The 14,906-nt window shown below is 60.2% G+C and carries 15 protein-coding genes and 1 pseudogene; 8 read left to right on the forward strand and 8 right to left on the reverse strand.

Features of this window, described 5'->3' with window-relative positions; translation table 11 throughout:
* The first annotated feature begins 44 nt into the window (after window positions 1-44).
* Genes APT89_RS22510 through APT89_RS22520 form a run of 3 tightly spaced genes read left to right on the forward strand, consistent with a single transcriptional unit; the run spans window position 45 to window position 1,884 of the window.
* Window positions 45-659, forward strand: coding sequence for a methylthioribulose 1-phosphate dehydratase (locus APT89_RS22510; RefSeq protein ID WP_060573647.1), 615 nt, complete (start codon window positions 45-47; stop codon window positions 657-659).
* Entirely contained in the window at window positions 656-1,345 is a 690-nt protein-coding gene (gene mtnC, locus APT89_RS22515; protein WP_060573649.1) for an acireductone synthase, read from the forward strand. The genes APT89_RS22510 and mtnC overlap by 4 nt, the downstream gene beginning before the upstream one ends.
* Complete coding sequence (locus APT89_RS22520; RefSeq protein WP_060573652.1) at window positions 1,342-1,884, forward strand: 1,2-dihydroxy-3-keto-5-methylthiopentene dioxygenase; 543 nt, start codon at window positions 1,342-1,344, stop codon at window positions 1,882-1,884. The genes mtnC and APT89_RS22520 overlap by 4 nt, the downstream gene beginning before the upstream one ends.
* Window positions 1,885-1,937: 53 nt before the next feature.
* On the opposite strand, the pseudogene APT89_RS22525 reads toward APT89_RS22520, so the two are convergent.
* A pseudogene (locus APT89_RS22525) lies at window positions 1,938-2,407 on the reverse strand (SRPBCC family protein).
* A 42-nt stretch (window positions 2,408-2,449) separates the two neighbouring features.
* Window positions 2,450-3,466, reverse strand: coding sequence for an S-methyl-5-thioribose-1-phosphate isomerase (gene mtnA / locus APT89_RS22530; RefSeq protein WP_060573655.1), 1,017 nt, complete (start codon window positions 3,464-3,466; stop codon window positions 2,450-2,452).
* 104 nt (window positions 3,467-3,570) lie between these two features.
* Here mtnA and mtnK point away from each other — a divergent pair, with 104 nt between their 5' ends.
* Window positions 3,571-4,770 carry an S-methyl-5-thioribose kinase gene (gene mtnK / locus APT89_RS22535; protein ID WP_060573657.1) on the forward strand — a complete coding sequence of 400 codons (1,200 nt, stop codon included), beginning with the start codon at window positions 3,571-3,573 and terminating at the stop codon, window positions 4,768-4,770.
* Between the two features lie 40 nt (window positions 4,771-4,810).
* Here the strand turns inward: mtnK and APT89_RS22540 are convergent, their stop codons facing one another.
* From APT89_RS22540 to APT89_RS22555, 4 genes are read right to left on the reverse strand one after another with little or no spacing between them, the layout of a single operon-like run.
* A complete protein-coding gene (locus APT89_RS22540; protein ID WP_060573659.1) occupies window positions 4,811-6,052 on the reverse strand; it encodes an LVIVD repeat-containing protein in 1,242 nt (413 codons plus the stop codon).
* Complete coding sequence (locus APT89_RS22545; protein WP_060573661.1) at window positions 6,049-7,113, reverse strand: sugar ABC transporter substrate-binding protein; 1,065 nt, start codon at window positions 7,111-7,113, stop codon at window positions 6,049-6,051. Before APT89_RS22545 ends, APT89_RS22540 begins: the two co-directional genes overlap by 4 nt.
* 19 nt (window positions 7,114-7,132) lie before the next feature.
* Entirely contained in the window at window positions 7,133-8,128 is a 996-nt protein-coding gene (locus APT89_RS22550) for an ABC transporter permease (protein WP_060573663.1), read from the reverse strand.
* Window positions 8,125-9,627 (reverse strand): sugar ABC transporter ATP-binding protein, encoded by a 1,503-nt coding sequence (locus tag APT89_RS22555; RefSeq protein WP_060573665.1) that lies wholly within the window; start codon window positions 9,625-9,627, stop codon window positions 8,125-8,127. The genes APT89_RS22550 and APT89_RS22555 overlap by 4 nt, the downstream gene beginning before the upstream one ends.
* Before the next feature lie 159 nt (window positions 9,628-9,786).
* On the opposite strand from APT89_RS22555, the gene APT89_RS22560 reads away from it, so the two are divergent.
* From APT89_RS22560 to APT89_RS22575, 4 genes are all read left to right on the forward strand, one after another.
* The gene (locus APT89_RS22560; RefSeq protein ID WP_060573667.1) at window positions 9,787-10,875 is read left to right on the forward strand and encodes an oxidoreductase; all 1,089 of its coding nucleotides are present in this window, start codon (window positions 9,787-9,789) and stop codon (window positions 10,873-10,875) included.
* A 57-nt stretch (window positions 10,876-10,932) separates the two neighbouring features.
* On the forward strand, window positions 10,933-11,676 hold the full coding sequence (locus APT89_RS22565) for an SDR family NAD(P)-dependent oxidoreductase (protein ID WP_060573669.1): 744 nt from the start codon (window positions 10,933-10,935) through the stop codon (window positions 11,674-11,676).
* Between the two features lie 183 nt (window positions 11,677-11,859).
* Entirely contained in the window at window positions 11,860-12,156 is a 297-nt protein-coding gene (locus APT89_RS22570) for a type II toxin-antitoxin system RelE family toxin (RefSeq protein ID WP_023303272.1), read from the forward strand.
* Window positions 12,137-12,541, forward strand: a complete 405-nt coding sequence (locus APT89_RS22575; RefSeq protein ID WP_041910943.1) for a helix-turn-helix domain-containing protein — start codon at window positions 12,137-12,139, stop codon at window positions 12,539-12,541. Before APT89_RS22570 ends, APT89_RS22575 begins: the two co-directional genes overlap by 20 nt.
* Here the strand turns inward: APT89_RS22575 and APT89_RS22580 are convergent.
* Both APT89_RS22580 and cstA read right to left on the reverse strand, forming a co-directional pair.
* Window positions 12,538-12,735 (reverse strand): YbdD/YjiX family protein, encoded by a 198-nt coding sequence (locus APT89_RS22580; protein WP_006809671.1) that lies wholly within the window; start codon window positions 12,733-12,735, stop codon window positions 12,538-12,540. The genes APT89_RS22575 and APT89_RS22580 overlap by 4 nt on opposite strands.
* A 59-nt stretch (window positions 12,736-12,794) precedes the next feature.
* Window positions 12,795-14,900 carry a pyruvate/proton symporter CstA gene (gene cstA, locus APT89_RS22585; RefSeq protein ID WP_017694336.1) on the reverse strand — a complete coding sequence of 702 codons (2,106 nt, stop codon included), beginning with the start codon at window positions 14,898-14,900 and terminating at the stop codon, window positions 12,795-12,797.
* Between the last annotated feature and the right edge of the window lie 6 nt (window positions 14,901-14,906).

Consider the following 14,906-nt stretch of genomic DNA (forward strand, 5'->3'; position numbering starts at 1 on the left):
ACGTCTAAACCATATCAATATTCCTGGCCGAGGGGTAAAAGGAAATGACAGACAACCTGCTGCTCACACACCTGGTCGACGCCTGCCGCTGGATAGGCGCCAAAGGCTGGGCACCCGCCACCGGCGGTAATATGTCGGTGCGTCAGGACGAGCACCTCTGCTGGCTCAGCGAATCCGGCAAGGACAAAGGCAGCCTGACCACCGACGATTTTCTACAGGTGGAGATCGCCACCAACCGGGCGCCGTCCGGTCGAAAACCGTCGGCGGAGACTGGGCTACACACCCTTATTTATCGCCTGTTCCCGGAGGCTAACGCCGTCCTGCACGTTCATACCGTTAACGCCACGGTACTGTCGCGTCTGGTCAAAGAAGCCGAACTGAATATCAGCGGTTTCGAGATGCAGAAATCGCTTACCGGGCAGACTACCCATCTGGATACCGTCGCCATCCCGGTATTTGATAACGACCAGGACATCGACGCCCTCGCCTCGCGCATCGCCCATTACGCCCAGGAGCGTCCGCTTAATTGTGGTTTTCTTCTGCGCGGCCATGGCTTAACCTGCTGGGGACGCGACGTGGCCGAAGCCCGCCGTCATCTGGAAGGATTAGAGTTCTTATTTGAATGCGAAATGCGTTTACGACAACTGGAGAGAGTATGATTCGCGCGATTGTGACGGATATTGAAGGAACCACCAGCGATATTCGTTTTGTCCATGACGTTTTGTTCCCCTACGCGCGTGAGCGGCTGGCGGCCTTCGTGACCGCCCAGCAGTACGCCGAGCCGGTCAAATCGATTCTGGAGAACCTGCGCGATGAAATCAGCGATCCGCATGCCGGCGTCGGCGATCTCATCGACGTGCTGTTTAGCTTTATGGATGAAGACCGCAAATCGACGGCGCTCAAAGCCCTGCAAGGCATCATCTGGCAGGAGGGCTACATCAACGGTGACTTTACCGGCCATCTCTACCCTGACGTTCTGCCCGCGCTGGAAAAATGGAAGGCGCAAGGGATTGATCTCTATGTTTATTCCTCTGGCTCCGTTGCTGCGCAGAAACTGTTATTTGGCTACAGCGACGAAGGTGATATTACTCATCTGTTCAGCGGCTATTTTGACACCCACATCGGCGCCAAGCGCGAGGTGCAGTCTTACAAGAACATTGCGGCACACACGGGCATCGCCCCGTCGCAGATCCTGTTCCTCTCCGATATTCATCAGGAGCTGGACGCGGCTGAACAGGCAGGTTTTCGCACCCTGCAGCTGATTCGCGGTGATGATGACGGTGCAAGCCACCACCATCAGGTCCACCAGTTTGACGAGATTAATCCGGAGCAGATCCCTTCATGAGCGCATTGACCATTTATTCCGATAAAGACGCCAGTAAGCCTCTGTGGCACAGCACCGACGCCGCCGAGATCGCTCAACAGCTCAACGCTAAAGGCGTGCGCTTTGAGCGCTGGGCGGCAGACCGTGATTTAGGGCAGGATCCTGCGCCCGAAGCCGTGATCGAAGCGTATCAACACGCGATCGACAAGCTGGTGGCAGAGAAAGGCTATCAGAGCTGGGATGTGATCAGCCTGCGCGCCGACAACCCGCAGAAAGAGGCGCTGCGCGCGAAGTTCCTGAACGAACACACCCACGGCGAGGATGAAGTACGCTTTTTCGTGGAAGGTACGGGGCTGTTCTGCCTGCACATCGGCGATGAGGTGTATCAGGTGCTGTGTGAGAAAAACGACCTGATTTCCGTACCCGCCGGCACACCGCACTGGTTTGATATGGGCTCAGAACCGAACTTTACGGCCATTCGTATTTTCGATAACCCTGAGGGATGGGTGGCCCAGTTTACGGGTGATGGGATTGCGGATGCGTATCCGCGCCTGGCCTGATCTTTTCTCCCTCTCCCTGTGGGAGAGGGTCGGGGTGAGGGCACCAGCGCGCACTAAGCGTTAAGCCCTTTCACATACTCCACCAGCTGATCCAGCACTATCCCCCACCCTTCGTGGAAGCCCATCTGTTCATGCTGCTCGCGGATTTCCTTCGTCGGATGGCGCGCTATCGCCGTATAGCGGGTTTTCCCCTCCCCGACGTCTTCCAGCAACAAAATTGCCGTCATAAACGGCTTCTCGGCCGGTTTCCAGCCTTCGGTATAGCCGTCGGTAAACACCAGCTTTTTCCCCGGGTCGATTTCCAGGAAGACACCCCGGTTATCCATCCGCTGCCCGTCCACCTCAAACACGGTGTTGAACCGCCCCCCACGCGCAGGTCGAGGTCGCATTCGGTCACCTTGTGCGGAGCAGGAATGAAGAAGTTTTTGATGTGCTCGGGCGTGGTCCAGCAGAGCCAGAGCAGGTCGCGCGGTGCGTCCACCACGCGCTCCAGTTTTAAGTCTGTTTCAGGATCGAGCGTCACGATGTTGTCCTCTCAGGGAACCCCCTTAAAGGATAGCCGGACTCAGGCAAATTTCCCTTCCGCCACCTCATCCGGCGTAACCACACCCGTATCCAGCACCCAGCCGCTAATCAGCGAGGCAGGCGTGACGTCGAATGCCGGGTTATAGACCTGCGCGTCTTCCGGTGCCCACTGCACCGCGCCAAAGCTTCCGGCAACGCCCGTCACCTCGCTGGCGTCGCGCTGCTCGATGGGGATCGCATCCCCGTTCGGGCAGGCCGGGTCGAGCGTCGTTTGTGGGGCGGCGACGTAAAATGGAATACCGTGGAATTTCGCCAGCACCGCCAGCGAATAAGTGCCGATCTTGTTCGCCACGTCACCGTTAGCGGCAATGCGATCGGCCCCCACCCACACGGCGTCCACCTGCCCTTTCGCCATCAGGCTGGCGGCCATGGAGTCGGTAATCAACTGATACGGCACCCCCAGCTCGCCCAACTCCCATGCGGTCAGCCTGCCGCCCTGCAACAGCGGACGGGTTTCATCCACCCAGACGCTGCTGACGTTGCCTTCCTGATGCGCCCGTGCAATCACGCCCAGCGCCGTACCGACGCCCGCGGTTGCCAGCCCGCCGGTGTTGCAGTGGGTCAGCAGACGGCTGCCGGGCTTCACCAGCGCGCTGCCCGCTTTTGCAATCGCGTCGCAAAGCCGTTTGTCTTCGTCAATCAGGCGCAGCGCCTCAGCCACCAGCGCCGGAACGAAATCCTCTTCCCACAGCGCAAGCTTCATGCGGTCGAGGTTGTTCATCAGGTTTACCGCCGTCGGGCGGGATGCGCGAAGCGTTTCCAGCGCCACCGCCAGCTCATCGCGGCTTTTGCCGTTTTCCGCCAGCAGCGCCAGCAGCAGGCTTGCAGAGAGACCAATCAACGGCGCGCCACGCACGCGCAGAGCGTGGATATGCCCAACCAGCGCCTCCACCGTTGAGGCATCCAGCCAGCGTTTCTCCTGCGGAAGCGCCTGCTGGTCGAGAATAAAGAGCTGATTATCCGCCACCCGCAGGCTGGTCGTCTGTAATGTCTGCATGTCGTTAATTCCCTGTTGCGTTGTTGTAGCACATTGTGTCAGGATGAAGTCCAGATGTATAGACGTCTACATGTCTTAATTAGTTAACTCGTGAGGAACAGGCCATGTCGCAATACCGTACCTTTACCGCTCAGGACGCCGTGGAGTATGCCAGGCAGTTTGGTGGGCTTGACGATCCGTCATCGCTGGTAGAGGCGCAGGAAGTGGGCGACGGCAACCTCAATCTGGTTTTTAAAATTTACGACAGCGCGGGCGTCAGCCGCATCATCGTCAAACAGGCACTGCCCTACGTGCGCTGCGTCGGCGAGTCCTGGCCGCTGACGCTGGATCGCGCTCGCCTCGAGGCGCAAACCCTGGTCGAGCATTACCAGCACAGCCCGCAGCACACCGTAAAAATCCACCACTATGACCCCGAACTGGCGGTGATGGTAATGGAAGATCTCTCCAGCCATCGCATCTGGCGCGGCGAGCTGATCAAAAACATTTACTACCCGCAGGCGGCGCGCCAGCTGGGTGAATACCTCGCGCAGGCGCTGTTCCACACCAGCGATTTCTACCTGCACCCGCACGAGAAAAAAGCGCAGGTGGCGAAATTCATCAACCCGGAGATGTGCGAGATCACCGAAGATCTGTTCTTCAACGATCCGTACCAGGTTCATGAGCGCAATAACTACCCTGCCGAGCTGGAAAATGACGTCGCCGCCCTGCGCGACGACGCCCAGCTGAAAATTGCCGTGGCCGCCCTCAAGCACCGCTTCTTTTCTCAGGCTGAAGCCCTGCTGCACGGGGATATCCACAGCGGCTCGATTTTTGTGGACGACGGCAGCCTGAAGGCCATCGACGCTGAGTTCGGCTATTTTGGCCCGATTGGATTTGATATCGGCACCGCCATCGGCAACCTGCTGCTCAACTTCTGCGGCCTGCCGGGGCATCTGGGCATTCGTGATGCCGCCGCCGCGCGCGAGCAGCGCCTGACCGATATTCAGGAGCTGTGGAACACCTTTGCGGAACGCTTCCAGGCGCTAGCAAACGAGAAAGCACGCGACGCCGCGCTCAGCGCGCCAGGCTATGCCTCCGCGTTCCTGAAAAAGGTCTGGCATGATGCCATCGGGTTCTGCGGCACCGAACTCATTCGCCGCAGCGTCGGGCTTTCCCACGTCGCGGATATCGACAGCATCCAGGACGAGGCCATGCGCCACGAATGCCTGCGCCACGCGATCGCGCTCGGCAAAGCGCTGATTCTGATTGCCGACCGCATCGACAGCGCGGAAGATCTGGTGGCGCGGGTGCGGCAATACAGTTGATTTTCTCCCTCTCCCTGTCGGAGAGGGCATCAAACCGCACTTACCCCAGATACTCAATCACCGACAGCCCGGCGTTATAGTCCGTGCTGTAGATAATCCCCTGCGCATCCACAAACACGTCACAGGACTGGATCACCTGCGGGCGATTCGGCCGCGTGTCCATCATCCTCTCCGGTGCCGCGGGCACCAGCGCGCCGGTTTCCACTGGGCGATACGGATTAGAAATGTCATACGCGCGCACGCCCGCGTTCTGATACGTCGCGAAAATCAGCGTCGAGCTGACGAAGCTTTCGGGACGGTTCTCGTGCAGATTGTGCGGGCCGAAATGCGCCCCTTTTGCCACGTAGTCGGTTTCATTCGGCTGCGGGAAGGTCGAGATGCTCACCGGGTTCGACGGCTCACGAATATCAAACAGCCAGATCAGCTTCTCGCCGTCCTGCTGGTTATCGAGCACCGCTTCGTCCAGCACCACCAGCAGATCCCGGTCCGGCAGCGGCAGCGCGGTGTGCGTCCCGCCGCCAAACGGCGGGCTCCAGTTACGGTGGCTAATCAGCGTCGGCTGACTGCGGTCCTTCACGTCAAGCAGCGTTAAGCCGCCGTCGCGCCAACTGCCGTACGCCGTATCGCCGGCAATAATCGCGTGATGCAGCGCGTAGCGCTTTCCCTCCGGCCAGTTCGGCTGTTCGCCTTCGGCCTGGTTCATGCCCGGCAGCCACCAGCGCCCCGCCACCTCGGGCTTGCGCGGGTCCGCCAGGTCGATCGTCAGAAAGATGTAGTCGGTAAAACCGTCGATCAGCGCTGACACGTACGCCCAGCGGCCACCGACGTACCAGATGCGGTGAATGCCGATGCCGCTCAGCGAGAGAAAGCTGATTTCGCGCGGCGCGTCCGGCGTGGAGATATCAAAAACGCGAAGCCCGGCGCTCCAGCCCCTGTCCTGCACGTCGCTGACGGTCTCTCCTACCTGACGGGTGTAGTAGACCTTCTCGTCGGCAAAGCGGGCATCGGCAAACAGATCCCGGGCGTTGATCACCAGCAGCAGGTCGTCATGCGCCTGGAGGTGCACGTTCCAGGTGCCCGGCGGCGCAGGTACATAGCCCGCGGGTTTCGGTTTTTTCGGGTCGCGCACGTCTACTATCGAAAAGCCCTGCGACACCATATGGCCAATATAGGCAAAACCGCGGTGCACCATCAGCTGCACGCCGTCCGGGCGACCGCCCTGGTCGCTATGGCCGATCAGCCGCATATTGCGGCTGTATTCTGGCGTGGGGAGGATGCTCATTTATTTTTCGCTTCCAGCGTCGCAAACCACGGGGCGATAAAATCTTCCGTCTGGCCCCAGCCCGGAATGATTTTGCCCAGCGACGCCACGTTCACCGCCCCCGGCTGCGCGGTCAGCAGCGCCTGCGGGATCGCGGCGGCTTTGAAGTCGTAGGTGGCAGGCGTGGCTTCCCCGGCAATCTTGTTGGCGATCAGGCGCACGTTAGTCGCACCAATCAGCTTCGGATCCACCGCCACGCTCACCTTCCACGGGCTGCCCGGCTCGCGCATCAGCTGTAAATCCTGGTTGGAGATGTCAATGCTGTAGAGCTTGATCTCGGTGCGTCCATTCTCCTTCAGCGCTTTATACGCCCCCTGGCTGAAGGCGTCCCAGGTCCCCCAGATGGCGTCGATTTTGCCTTTCGGGTATTTCGCCAGGATCGCGCCCACCTTGTTGGCGGTGTCGCCCTGCACGTCAGAAGAGACCGCGCCGATGGACTCCAGCTCTTTAATCTCCGGGTACTGCTTTTGCAATTCTTTATAGGCTGCCTGACGGCGCTCCATCGGCGGGAAGCCCGCCACCCACAGCTTGACGATGTTGGCCTTGCCGTTGAAATCTTTCGCCAGTTGGCCGAAGGAGAGATTCGTCAGGGAGGCGTCGTCCTGCTGGGTGACGGTCACGCCCGGGATCTCGCCGTTTACGGCGGTATCAAATACGGAGACCTTGATCCCGGCATCCACCGCCTTCTTCACCAGCGCGGTGGAGTACGGATCGCGGCCCTGCGACAGGATGATCCCGTCATATTTCTGGCTGATGGCCTGGTTAACGAAGTCCTGGAATTTAGCGTCATCCCCGTTGCTTAAAAAGGTGCTGACCTTAAAGCCGAGCTTCTTCCCTTCCTGAATGGCCCCGGCAATAAACTGCGTGGTGTTGTCGTCTGAGCCGAGGTTACGGATCACCGCGATGCGGATCGGGCCGTAATGGTTGGCAATGGCAGCCGGAAGCGGCGCGGGCGTGGCCGCGAAGCCAGGCAGAGCGGTGAATAACCCTAATGCCACCAAAGAGAGTGCAATCTTTTTCATTTTTTATCCCGTTGTGTTGTCAGCGTTTTTGTATGTAGGTAATCGCCAGCGCTACCGCGAGCACCAGCCCTTTTATAATGTCCATGGCGTAATACGGCACGGAGAGCATCACCAGCCCGTTCGACAGCACGCCGAGGATCACAGCCCCCACCAGCGTGCCCAGCGCGTTCGGCTTGCCGGACCCGGCCAGCGAGAAGCCGATCCACGCCGCCGCCACCGCATCCATCAGGTATCCGCCGCCCGCATTCACCTGCGACGAACCGATGCGGGAGGCCAGCAAAATCCCGCCCAGGCCCGCCAGCAGGGAGGCAATCACGTAGGCCGCCACCTTGTAGCGGGTGGTGCGAATGCCGGAGAGGCGCGCCGCCTCCGGGTTGCCGCCAATGGCATACATCCGGCGTCCGTGAGTGGTCAGCGACAGCCCCAGCTGCGCCAGAAGGGTCACCGACAGCATGATGATGACGATGGTCGGCACCTGCCCCAGCAGGCTGAACGCCGCCGGAATGGTCCCTTCCGCCATGTCGCCGCTCGGCAGCACCATGTTCTCGGTAATCGACCCGCCGTAGCTGTAGGTCATCGCCACGCCCTGGATCACAAACAGGCTTGCCAGCGTCGCGAGCATGTCCGGAATGCGCAGGATGACGATCAGAAAGGCGTTAAACAGGCCGACCAGCGTGCAGAGCGCGAGGGTGATCAGAATCGACTCGGTGGTGCCGAAGCCGTGCCAGACGAAAAGGGAAATCACCAGCGCGTTCGCCAGCGACGCGGTCGATCCTACGGAGAGATCGAACCCGCCAATGGTCAGCGAGATCGACACGCCGATGGCAATCACCGTCACGATGGCAATCGAACGCAGAATATTGATGATGTTGTTTGGATCGAGGAAGCTGTCCGACGCCAGGCCAAAGACGGCCACCAGCGCGACGACGGTGAGCAGCATGCCCCATTTATAGAGAAAATCAAAAAGTTGCTGACGGCCAGACGCCGCCGCGGTCACTGAAAGGGCCTTGCTCACGACGCCGTTCCTCCGGTTGAATAATAAAGTAGTGTCTCTTCACGGGCCTCGGCCCCGGCGATTTCCGCCACGATGCGCCCGTCCCACAGGACGCAGATGCGGTCGCACAGTCCCACCAGCTCGGCAAACTCGCCGGAGGCGTAAATGACCCCTTTGCCCTCGCGCGCCAGGCCGTCAATCAGCTGGAACAGATCGGTTTTGGCCTTCACGTCCACGCCTTTGGTCGGCTCGTCGAAGATCAGCACGCTGGCGTCATTGCGCAGCCATTTACCGATGGCGATCTTCTGCTGGTTGCCGCCGGATAAGCGGCGCAGCACCTGCCCCGGCCCTCGGGCGCGCACGCCGACGCGAGCAATCACCTCTTCCGCCCAGCGCCACGCCTGACGATGGCCAAACAGGCTCCAGCGCGAAAAGCTGTTATCGGCGCACACGGCAAGGTTCATGCTCACCGGCTCGTCGATAAAAATACCCTCTTTGCGCCGCTCCTCCGGCACCAGCGCCAGCCCACGCAGCACCGAGTCCGCCGGGTCGCGCGGTTTCCAGTCCTGATGGTTCAGCTCGCCGCGTTCGACACGGCTTTTTGTCGCGCCAAACAGCGCCTTGCAGAGTTCGGTTTTGCCCGCCCCCGCCAGCCCGGCAATCCCGAGGATTTCGCCTTTGCGCAGGTGCAGGGAGATATCCTTCAGCAGCGCGTCGTCGTGCAGCCCTTCCACCCGCAGCAGCGTCTCTTCGCCGTGCGGCGGCCGCGCGGGCGGATAGATATCGCTCAGCACGTGGCCGAGCATCTTCTCGACGATCGCTTCGCCGCTGAGATCGGCCATCGGGCCGGACTCGATCAGCTTGCCGTCGCGCAGCACCGTCAGGGTGTCGCAGATGGCCTTCAGCTCGTGAATGCGGTGGGAGATAAACACCACGCCGATGCCCTGCTGCTTTAACCGTCTCACCACGGCAAACAGACGCTCGCTCTCGTGCGCGTCCAGCGGCGCGGTGGGTTCATCAAGAATCAAAAACCGGCAGTGGTGGGACAAGGCGCGCGCCAGCAAAATCTGCTGCTTTTCGGCCAGCGTGCAGCCGTCGATGGAGCGGCGAACGTCCAGAGAAACATCCAACTGCGCCAGCGCCTGCTTCGCCTGCTGGCGGACGGCGCGCCAGCTGAAGCGATGCCCCGGCTGCGCCAGCTGGTCGAGCATGATGTTTTCGGCAATGCTTAACCCCGGGATCAGCGCCACGTCTACCTCCTGCTGCACGAGGTGGATGCCCAGCCGTTTGGCGTCCAGCGGCTCGCGAATGTTTACCGGCTGGTTGTTAATGGAGATTTCGCCTTCATAGTGGTCGTGCGTCCCGCACAGCACCGCCATCAGCGTCGATTTCCCCGCGCCGTTGGCCCCGGTCAGCGCATGCACCGACCCGCCGTTCAGCGTGAAGTCCACGCGCGTCAGCGCCTGAAAGCCGGAAAAGGCCAGGCTGATACCACGCATTTCAAGACGACTGGAAACCATCCGCGTAAATCCTTCATTACTCTTCTGATTTAGCGAATTTTTCACAGCTCCGGTTGACTGACAACGACGGAAAAGGCATAAGATAAAGCGAAATATTATTAGCCATCCGGATGTCCAGACATAACATCGGGTTAGCGCTTGCGAAAAAAGGACAACACCATGAGCAACACCGACATCCGCGTCGTGCCCGGCCCGGCGAACTACTTCTCCCATTCCGGAAGCCTTGCGCGCCTGGATGATTTCTTTACCCCGGAACAGCTTTCCCATGCGGTATGGATTTACGGCGAGCGCGCAATAGAGGGCGCACGCCCGTTCCTGCCGGAGAGTTTTAATGCGACGGGGGCAAAACATCTGCTGTTTAAGGGCCACTGCAGCGAGCGCGACGTCACCCGTCTGGTGAACGAATCCGGCAGCGATGCCAGCGTGGTGATTGGCGTCGGCGGCGGCGCGGTGATGGATACCGTCAAGGCCGTGGCGCGCCGCTTAGGCGTTCCGTTCGTGGGCATTCCCACCATCGCCGCCACCTGCGCGGCGTGGACCCCGCTCTCCGTCTGGTACAACGACGCCGGTCAGGCGCTGCATTTTGAGATCTTCGATGACGCCAACTTCCTGGTGCTGGTGGAGCCACAAATCATTCTTAACGCCCCGGCGGAGTATCTGCTGGCGGGCATCGGCGATACTCTGGCGAAGTGGTACGAAGCGGTGGTGCTGGCACCTGAGCCGGAAACCCTGCCGCTGACCGTGCGGCTGGGCATTAACGGCGCGCTGGCGATCCGCGACGTGCTGCTGGAACACAGTGAGGAAGCGCTGGCCGACCAGCAGCGCGGCGAACAGACCCAGGCGTTCCGGGACGTGGTGGATGCGATTATCGCCGGTGGCGGGATGGTTGGCGGCCTGGGCGAACGCTACACCCGCGTGGCGGCGGCGCACGCGGTGCACAACGGCTTGACCGTGCTGCCGCAGACGGAAAAATACCTGCACGGCACCAAGGTGGCCTACGGCATTCTGGTGCAGAGCGCCCTGCTCGGCCAGGACGACGTGCTGGCGCAGCTGGTGGCGGCATACCGGCGCTTTAACCTGCCGACCACGCTTCGCGAGCTGGACGTCGACATCAATAACCGCGACGATCTCGACAAGGTCATCGCCCACACGCTGCGCCCGGTGGAGTCGATTCACTATCTGCCGGTGACGTTAACGCCTGAGGCTCTGCGCGCCGCGTTTGAGAAAGTGGAATCCTTCCGCCGTTAATTGCGCCGACGGGCTATACCTAATGATGGTTCTCACCACTCTCGTAACGAGGTCATCATGCAGATCGATTTAACAGATAAAAAGGCGCTGGTTACCGGCGCCAGCCGCGGGCTGGGTCGTGCGATTGCCCTGTCGCTGGCGCGCGCCGGTGCCGATGTGGTCATCACCTATGAAAAATCCGCCGATAAAGCCCTGGCGGTCGCCGATGAAATTAAGGCGCTGGGGCGGCACGGCGAGGCCATTCAGGCCGACAGCGCCAGCGCGCAGGCGATTCAGGATGCCGTCACCCATGCGGCACGCTCTCTCGGGGGGCTGGACATCCTGGTCAATAACGCCGGTATCGCGCGTGGCGGCCCGCTGGAGTCCATGACGCTGGCGGACATCGACGCACTGATCAACGTCAACATCCGCGGCGTGGTGATCGCCATTCAGGAAGCGCTGGTGCATATGTCCGACGGCGGGCGCATCATCAACATCGGCAGCTGTCTGGCGAACCGCGTGGCACAGCCGGGGATTGCCGTCTACTCAATGACTAAATCTGCACTGAACTCCCTCACCCGCGGTCTGGCCCGCGATCTTGGCCCGCGCGGCATTACCGTTAACCTGGTGCACCCCGGCCCGACCAACAGCGATATGAACCCGGAGGACGGTGAGCAGGCTGACTCACAGCGTCAGCTTATTGCCCTGGGCCATTACGGCCAGCCGGAAGACGTTGCGGCGGCGGTCACCTTCCTTGCCAGCCCGGCAGCCGGGCAGATCTCCGGCACAGGGCTGGATGTCGACGGCGGGTTGAACGCCTGATCGCAAATTTCCTGAAAGCCTCTGTCGCCCGGCAGAGGCCTTGTCGAGCCGCCTCGATGTTTCACTTTTTACCGCTTACTTCCGTTTTATGTCCGCTCTACAGTACCCCATAAGAAATTCGGAATTTATCTAATAGTCTTATTATTTCCTTATAATTTGTGTGGGCGTACAGTGGAGGTACGGATGAAGATTGTCTGGTCAAAGAATGCAAAGAAAGAGTTTTCCAAAATCGATGGCCGATATCAGCGAAGAATCAAAGCAAAACTTGCTGAGCTGGACGATCGCTCAGCTCCCCGGCCCGATATCAAAAAAATATCGGCAACAGAAAATCATTTTCGGCTACGCGTTGGCGATTACCGCATTCTGATTACACTTCGGGACGATCCCGATAACCATTGTTATGTTTTGGCCGTCAAGCGCAGAACATCAACGACCTACCTTCACGAGGAGAAAGCCCCCTATGGCTGTTCAGCTAATTAAGGACGATGAGGGAAAAGCGCAGTACGTCGTTATTCCCTATGATGAATACTTTCGTATGTGCTTACAGATGGCAGAAATTGACGACGAAAACGATGATGATCTAGAGGATATTGAAGTCGAACACGATTGTTATGATGACGTAGGATTACCTGGTGAAGTGTGCGACATCATGCATAGCGAGAATGTCAGCCTGCAGGCCGCGTGGCGTATCCTGCGCGGGCTATCCCAGCAGGAGGTGGCGGAAAAACTCGGCATCAGCCAGTCCGCCGTATCACAGCTGGAAGCGCTGGACTCCCGTCCGCAAAAGCGCACCCGCGAAAAGCTGGCGGCAATTTATGGCTGCAAGCAGGAGCAAATCAGCCTCTATTTACCGAAAGAGGGTTAACAGCACTTCGCCCCGCCCTTGCCGCCGTAACGGGCGTCCTGGCGGTCGCGGAAAAACTCTTCGTAGGTCATCGGCGTCTGGTCCGGGTGGTTGACGCGCATATGCTCGACGTAGTTATCGTAATCCGGCACGCCAATCATCATTTTGGCGGCCTGGCCCAGGTACTTACCTGCTTTGGAGAGGGTGTCGAACATCATTCTGGTCTCACTGGAAATGTAGGCCGGGTAAGCGCTAGCGCCACCCGGCACACAGGTTAATGCGCCCCTTTCGCCTGGGTCACAATCTCGTCCAGGTTTTCAGGCATCGGCTCGTACGGCGTCTCTTTCGCCGTCGGCGTGTCGACCTTCAGCGCCGCCAGCGCGGTTTTCAGAGAATACAACGCCAGCACCACAACCACCACCATAAAGAAGATGGTCAGTCCGGCATCCAGACGGTTGTTGAACACCAACTGAGACAACTGCGATTCGGTGTACTGCGCCGGGATCTTGCCGCTGTCGATCATCGCCTGGAACTTGTTGGCGATCGCCAGGAAGCCCACCTTATTGTCCGGGCTGAAGGCTTTTTGCCAGCCCGCCGTCAGGGTACAGATTAGCAGCCAGGCGGTTGGCACCAGCGCCACCCACGCGTAACGCTGGCGCTTCATCTTGAAGAGCACCACCGCGCAGAGCATCAGCGCCATGCCCGCCAGCATCTGGTTGGCGATACCGAACAGCGGCCACAAGGTGTTGATCCCGCCCAGCGGATCGACCACGCCCTGATGCAGGAAGTAGCCCCACGCCAGCACGCATAGCGCCGTCGCCAGCAGGTTAGCCGGGAGCGAATCGGTCCGCTTCAGGTTCGGGGAGATCACCCCCAGCAGATCCTGCAGCATAAAGCGCGCCGCACGGGTTCCCGCATCCACCGCCGTCAAAATAAACAGCGCCTCGAACAGGATGGCGAAGTGATACCAGAACGACACGTCCATCAGCCCGCCCAGCGCGCCGTGGAGAATGTAGGCCATGCCCACCGCCAGCGTCGGCGCCCCGCCCGCGCGGGAGATAATTGACTGCTCGCCCACCTCATTAGCGATATGCGTCAGCGTTTCCGGGGTAATGGCAAAACCCCAGCCGCTCACCACCTGCGCGGCGGACGCTACCACGTCAACGGTGCCAGCCGGGGCCAGTACCGCCATCGGGCTGTTCATCGCAAAGTAAACGCCCGGGTCGATAATGCAGGCGGAGACCAGCGCCATAATCGCCACGAAGGACTCCATCAGCATGCCGCCGTAGCCAATCAGGCAGGCCTGATTCTCGTTGGCCAGCATCTTCGGCGTGGTCCCGGAGGCAATCAGCGCGTGGAAGCCCGACACCGCACCGCAGGCGATGGTAATAAACAGGAACGGGAACAGGTTACCAGTCCAGACCGGGCCGGTACCGTCGATGAATTTGGTCAGCGCAGGCATGGTCAGCGTTGGGCGCATAATCAGAATGCCGATGGCCAGCCCGACGATGGTGCCGATTTTCAGGAAGGTTGAGAGATAATCGCGCGGGGCCAGCAGGAGCCACACCGGCAGCACCGCCGCCACAAAGCCGTAGCCCACCAGCATCCAGGTCAGCTGCACGCCGGTAAAGTCGAAGAATGGTGCCCAGGTCGGGCTTTCCGCCACCCAGCCGCCGGAGATAATCGCGAACACCAGAAACACCAGGCCAATCACCGACACTTCACCGATGCGCCCCGGGCGCAGGTAGCGAATGTAAATCCCCATAAACAGCGCCAGCGGAATGGTAAAGGCAACGGTATACGTCCCCCACGGGCTGTGGGTCAGCGCTTTCACCACGATCATCGCAAGCACCGCGAGGATGATCACCATGATCATAAAGGTCGCCACCAGCGCAATCACCCCGGCGGTTGCCCCCATCTCCTCTTTCACCAGCTCACCCAGAGAACGGCCGTCGCGACGGGTGGAGACGAACAGCACCATAAAGTCCTGCACCGCGCCTGCCAGCACCACCCCCGCGAGGATCCAGATCATCCCCGGCAGGTAGCCCATCTGCGCCGCCAGCACCGGCCCCACCAGCGGGCCTGCACCGGCAATCGCCGCGAAATGGTGACCGAACAGCACTTTTTTGTCGGTCGGCACGTAGTCCAGCCCGTCGTTGTGGCGCACGGCAGGCGTCATGCGTGTGCCGTCTACGCCCAGTACCGTCTTTGCGATATAGCGGCCATAAAAACGGTACGCAATGAGATAAATGCAGACGGAGGCGACGACGATCCAGAGCGCATTGATCTGCTCCCCCCGGTTGAGGGCGATATAGCCCAGGGCAAAGGCTCCCACAACGGAGAGCACCGCCCACGTAAGGTATTTCCCTGAGTTGTTCATAGTTGT

The sequence above is a fragment of the Enterobacter sp. 50588862 genome (genome assembly GCF_001462935.1).
GTDB classification, from domain to species: Bacteria; Pseudomonadota; Gammaproteobacteria; order Enterobacterales; family Enterobacteriaceae; genus Enterobacter; species Enterobacter bugandensis.

Coding starts and splice junctions, on each gene's coding strand:
- APT89_RS22570 (WP_023303272.1), top strand. CDS start 11,860: ATGAAGATTGTCTGGTCAAAGAATGCAAAGAAAGAGTTTTCCAAAATC.
- cstA (WP_017694336.1), bottom strand. CDS start 14,900: ATGAACAACTCAGGGAAATACCTTACGTGGGCGGTGCTCTCCGTTGTG.
- APT89_RS22565 (WP_060573669.1), top strand. CDS start 10,933: ATGCAGATCGATTTAACAGATAAAAAGGCGCTGGTTACCGGCGCCAGC.
- APT89_RS22510 (WP_060573647.1), top strand. CDS start 45: ATGACAGACAACCTGCTGCTCACACACCTGGTCGACGCCTGCCGCTGG.
- mtnA (WP_060573655.1), bottom strand. CDS start 3,466: ATGCAGACATTACAGACGACCAGCCTGCGGGTGGCGGATAATCAGCTC.
- APT89_RS22560 (WP_060573667.1), top strand. CDS start 9,787: ATGAGCAACACCGACATCCGCGTCGTGCCCGGCCCGGCGAACTACTTC.
- APT89_RS22580 (WP_006809671.1), bottom strand. CDS start 12,735: ATGTTCGACACCCTCTCCAAAGCAGGTAAGTACCTGGGCCAGGCCGCC.
- APT89_RS22520 (WP_060573652.1), top strand. CDS start 1,342: ATGAGCGCATTGACCATTTATTCCGATAAAGACGCCAGTAAGCCTCTG.
- APT89_RS22540 (WP_060573659.1), bottom strand. CDS start 6,052: ATGAGCATCCTCCCCACGCCAGAATACAGCCGCAATATGCGGCTGATC.
- mtnC (WP_060573649.1), top strand. CDS start 656: ATGATTCGCGCGATTGTGACGGATATTGAAGGAACCACCAGCGATATT.
- APT89_RS22575 (WP_041910943.1), top strand. CDS start 12,137: ATGGCTGTTCAGCTAATTAAGGACGATGAGGGAAAAGCGCAGTACGTC.
- APT89_RS22555 (WP_060573665.1), bottom strand. CDS start 9,627: ATGGTTTCCAGTCGTCTTGAAATGCGTGGTATCAGCCTGGCCTTTTCC.
- APT89_RS22545 (WP_060573661.1), bottom strand. CDS start 7,113: ATGAAAAAGATTGCACTCTCTTTGGTGGCATTAGGGTTATTCACCGCT.
- mtnK (WP_060573657.1), top strand. CDS start 3,571: ATGTCGCAATACCGTACCTTTACCGCTCAGGACGCCGTGGAGTATGCC.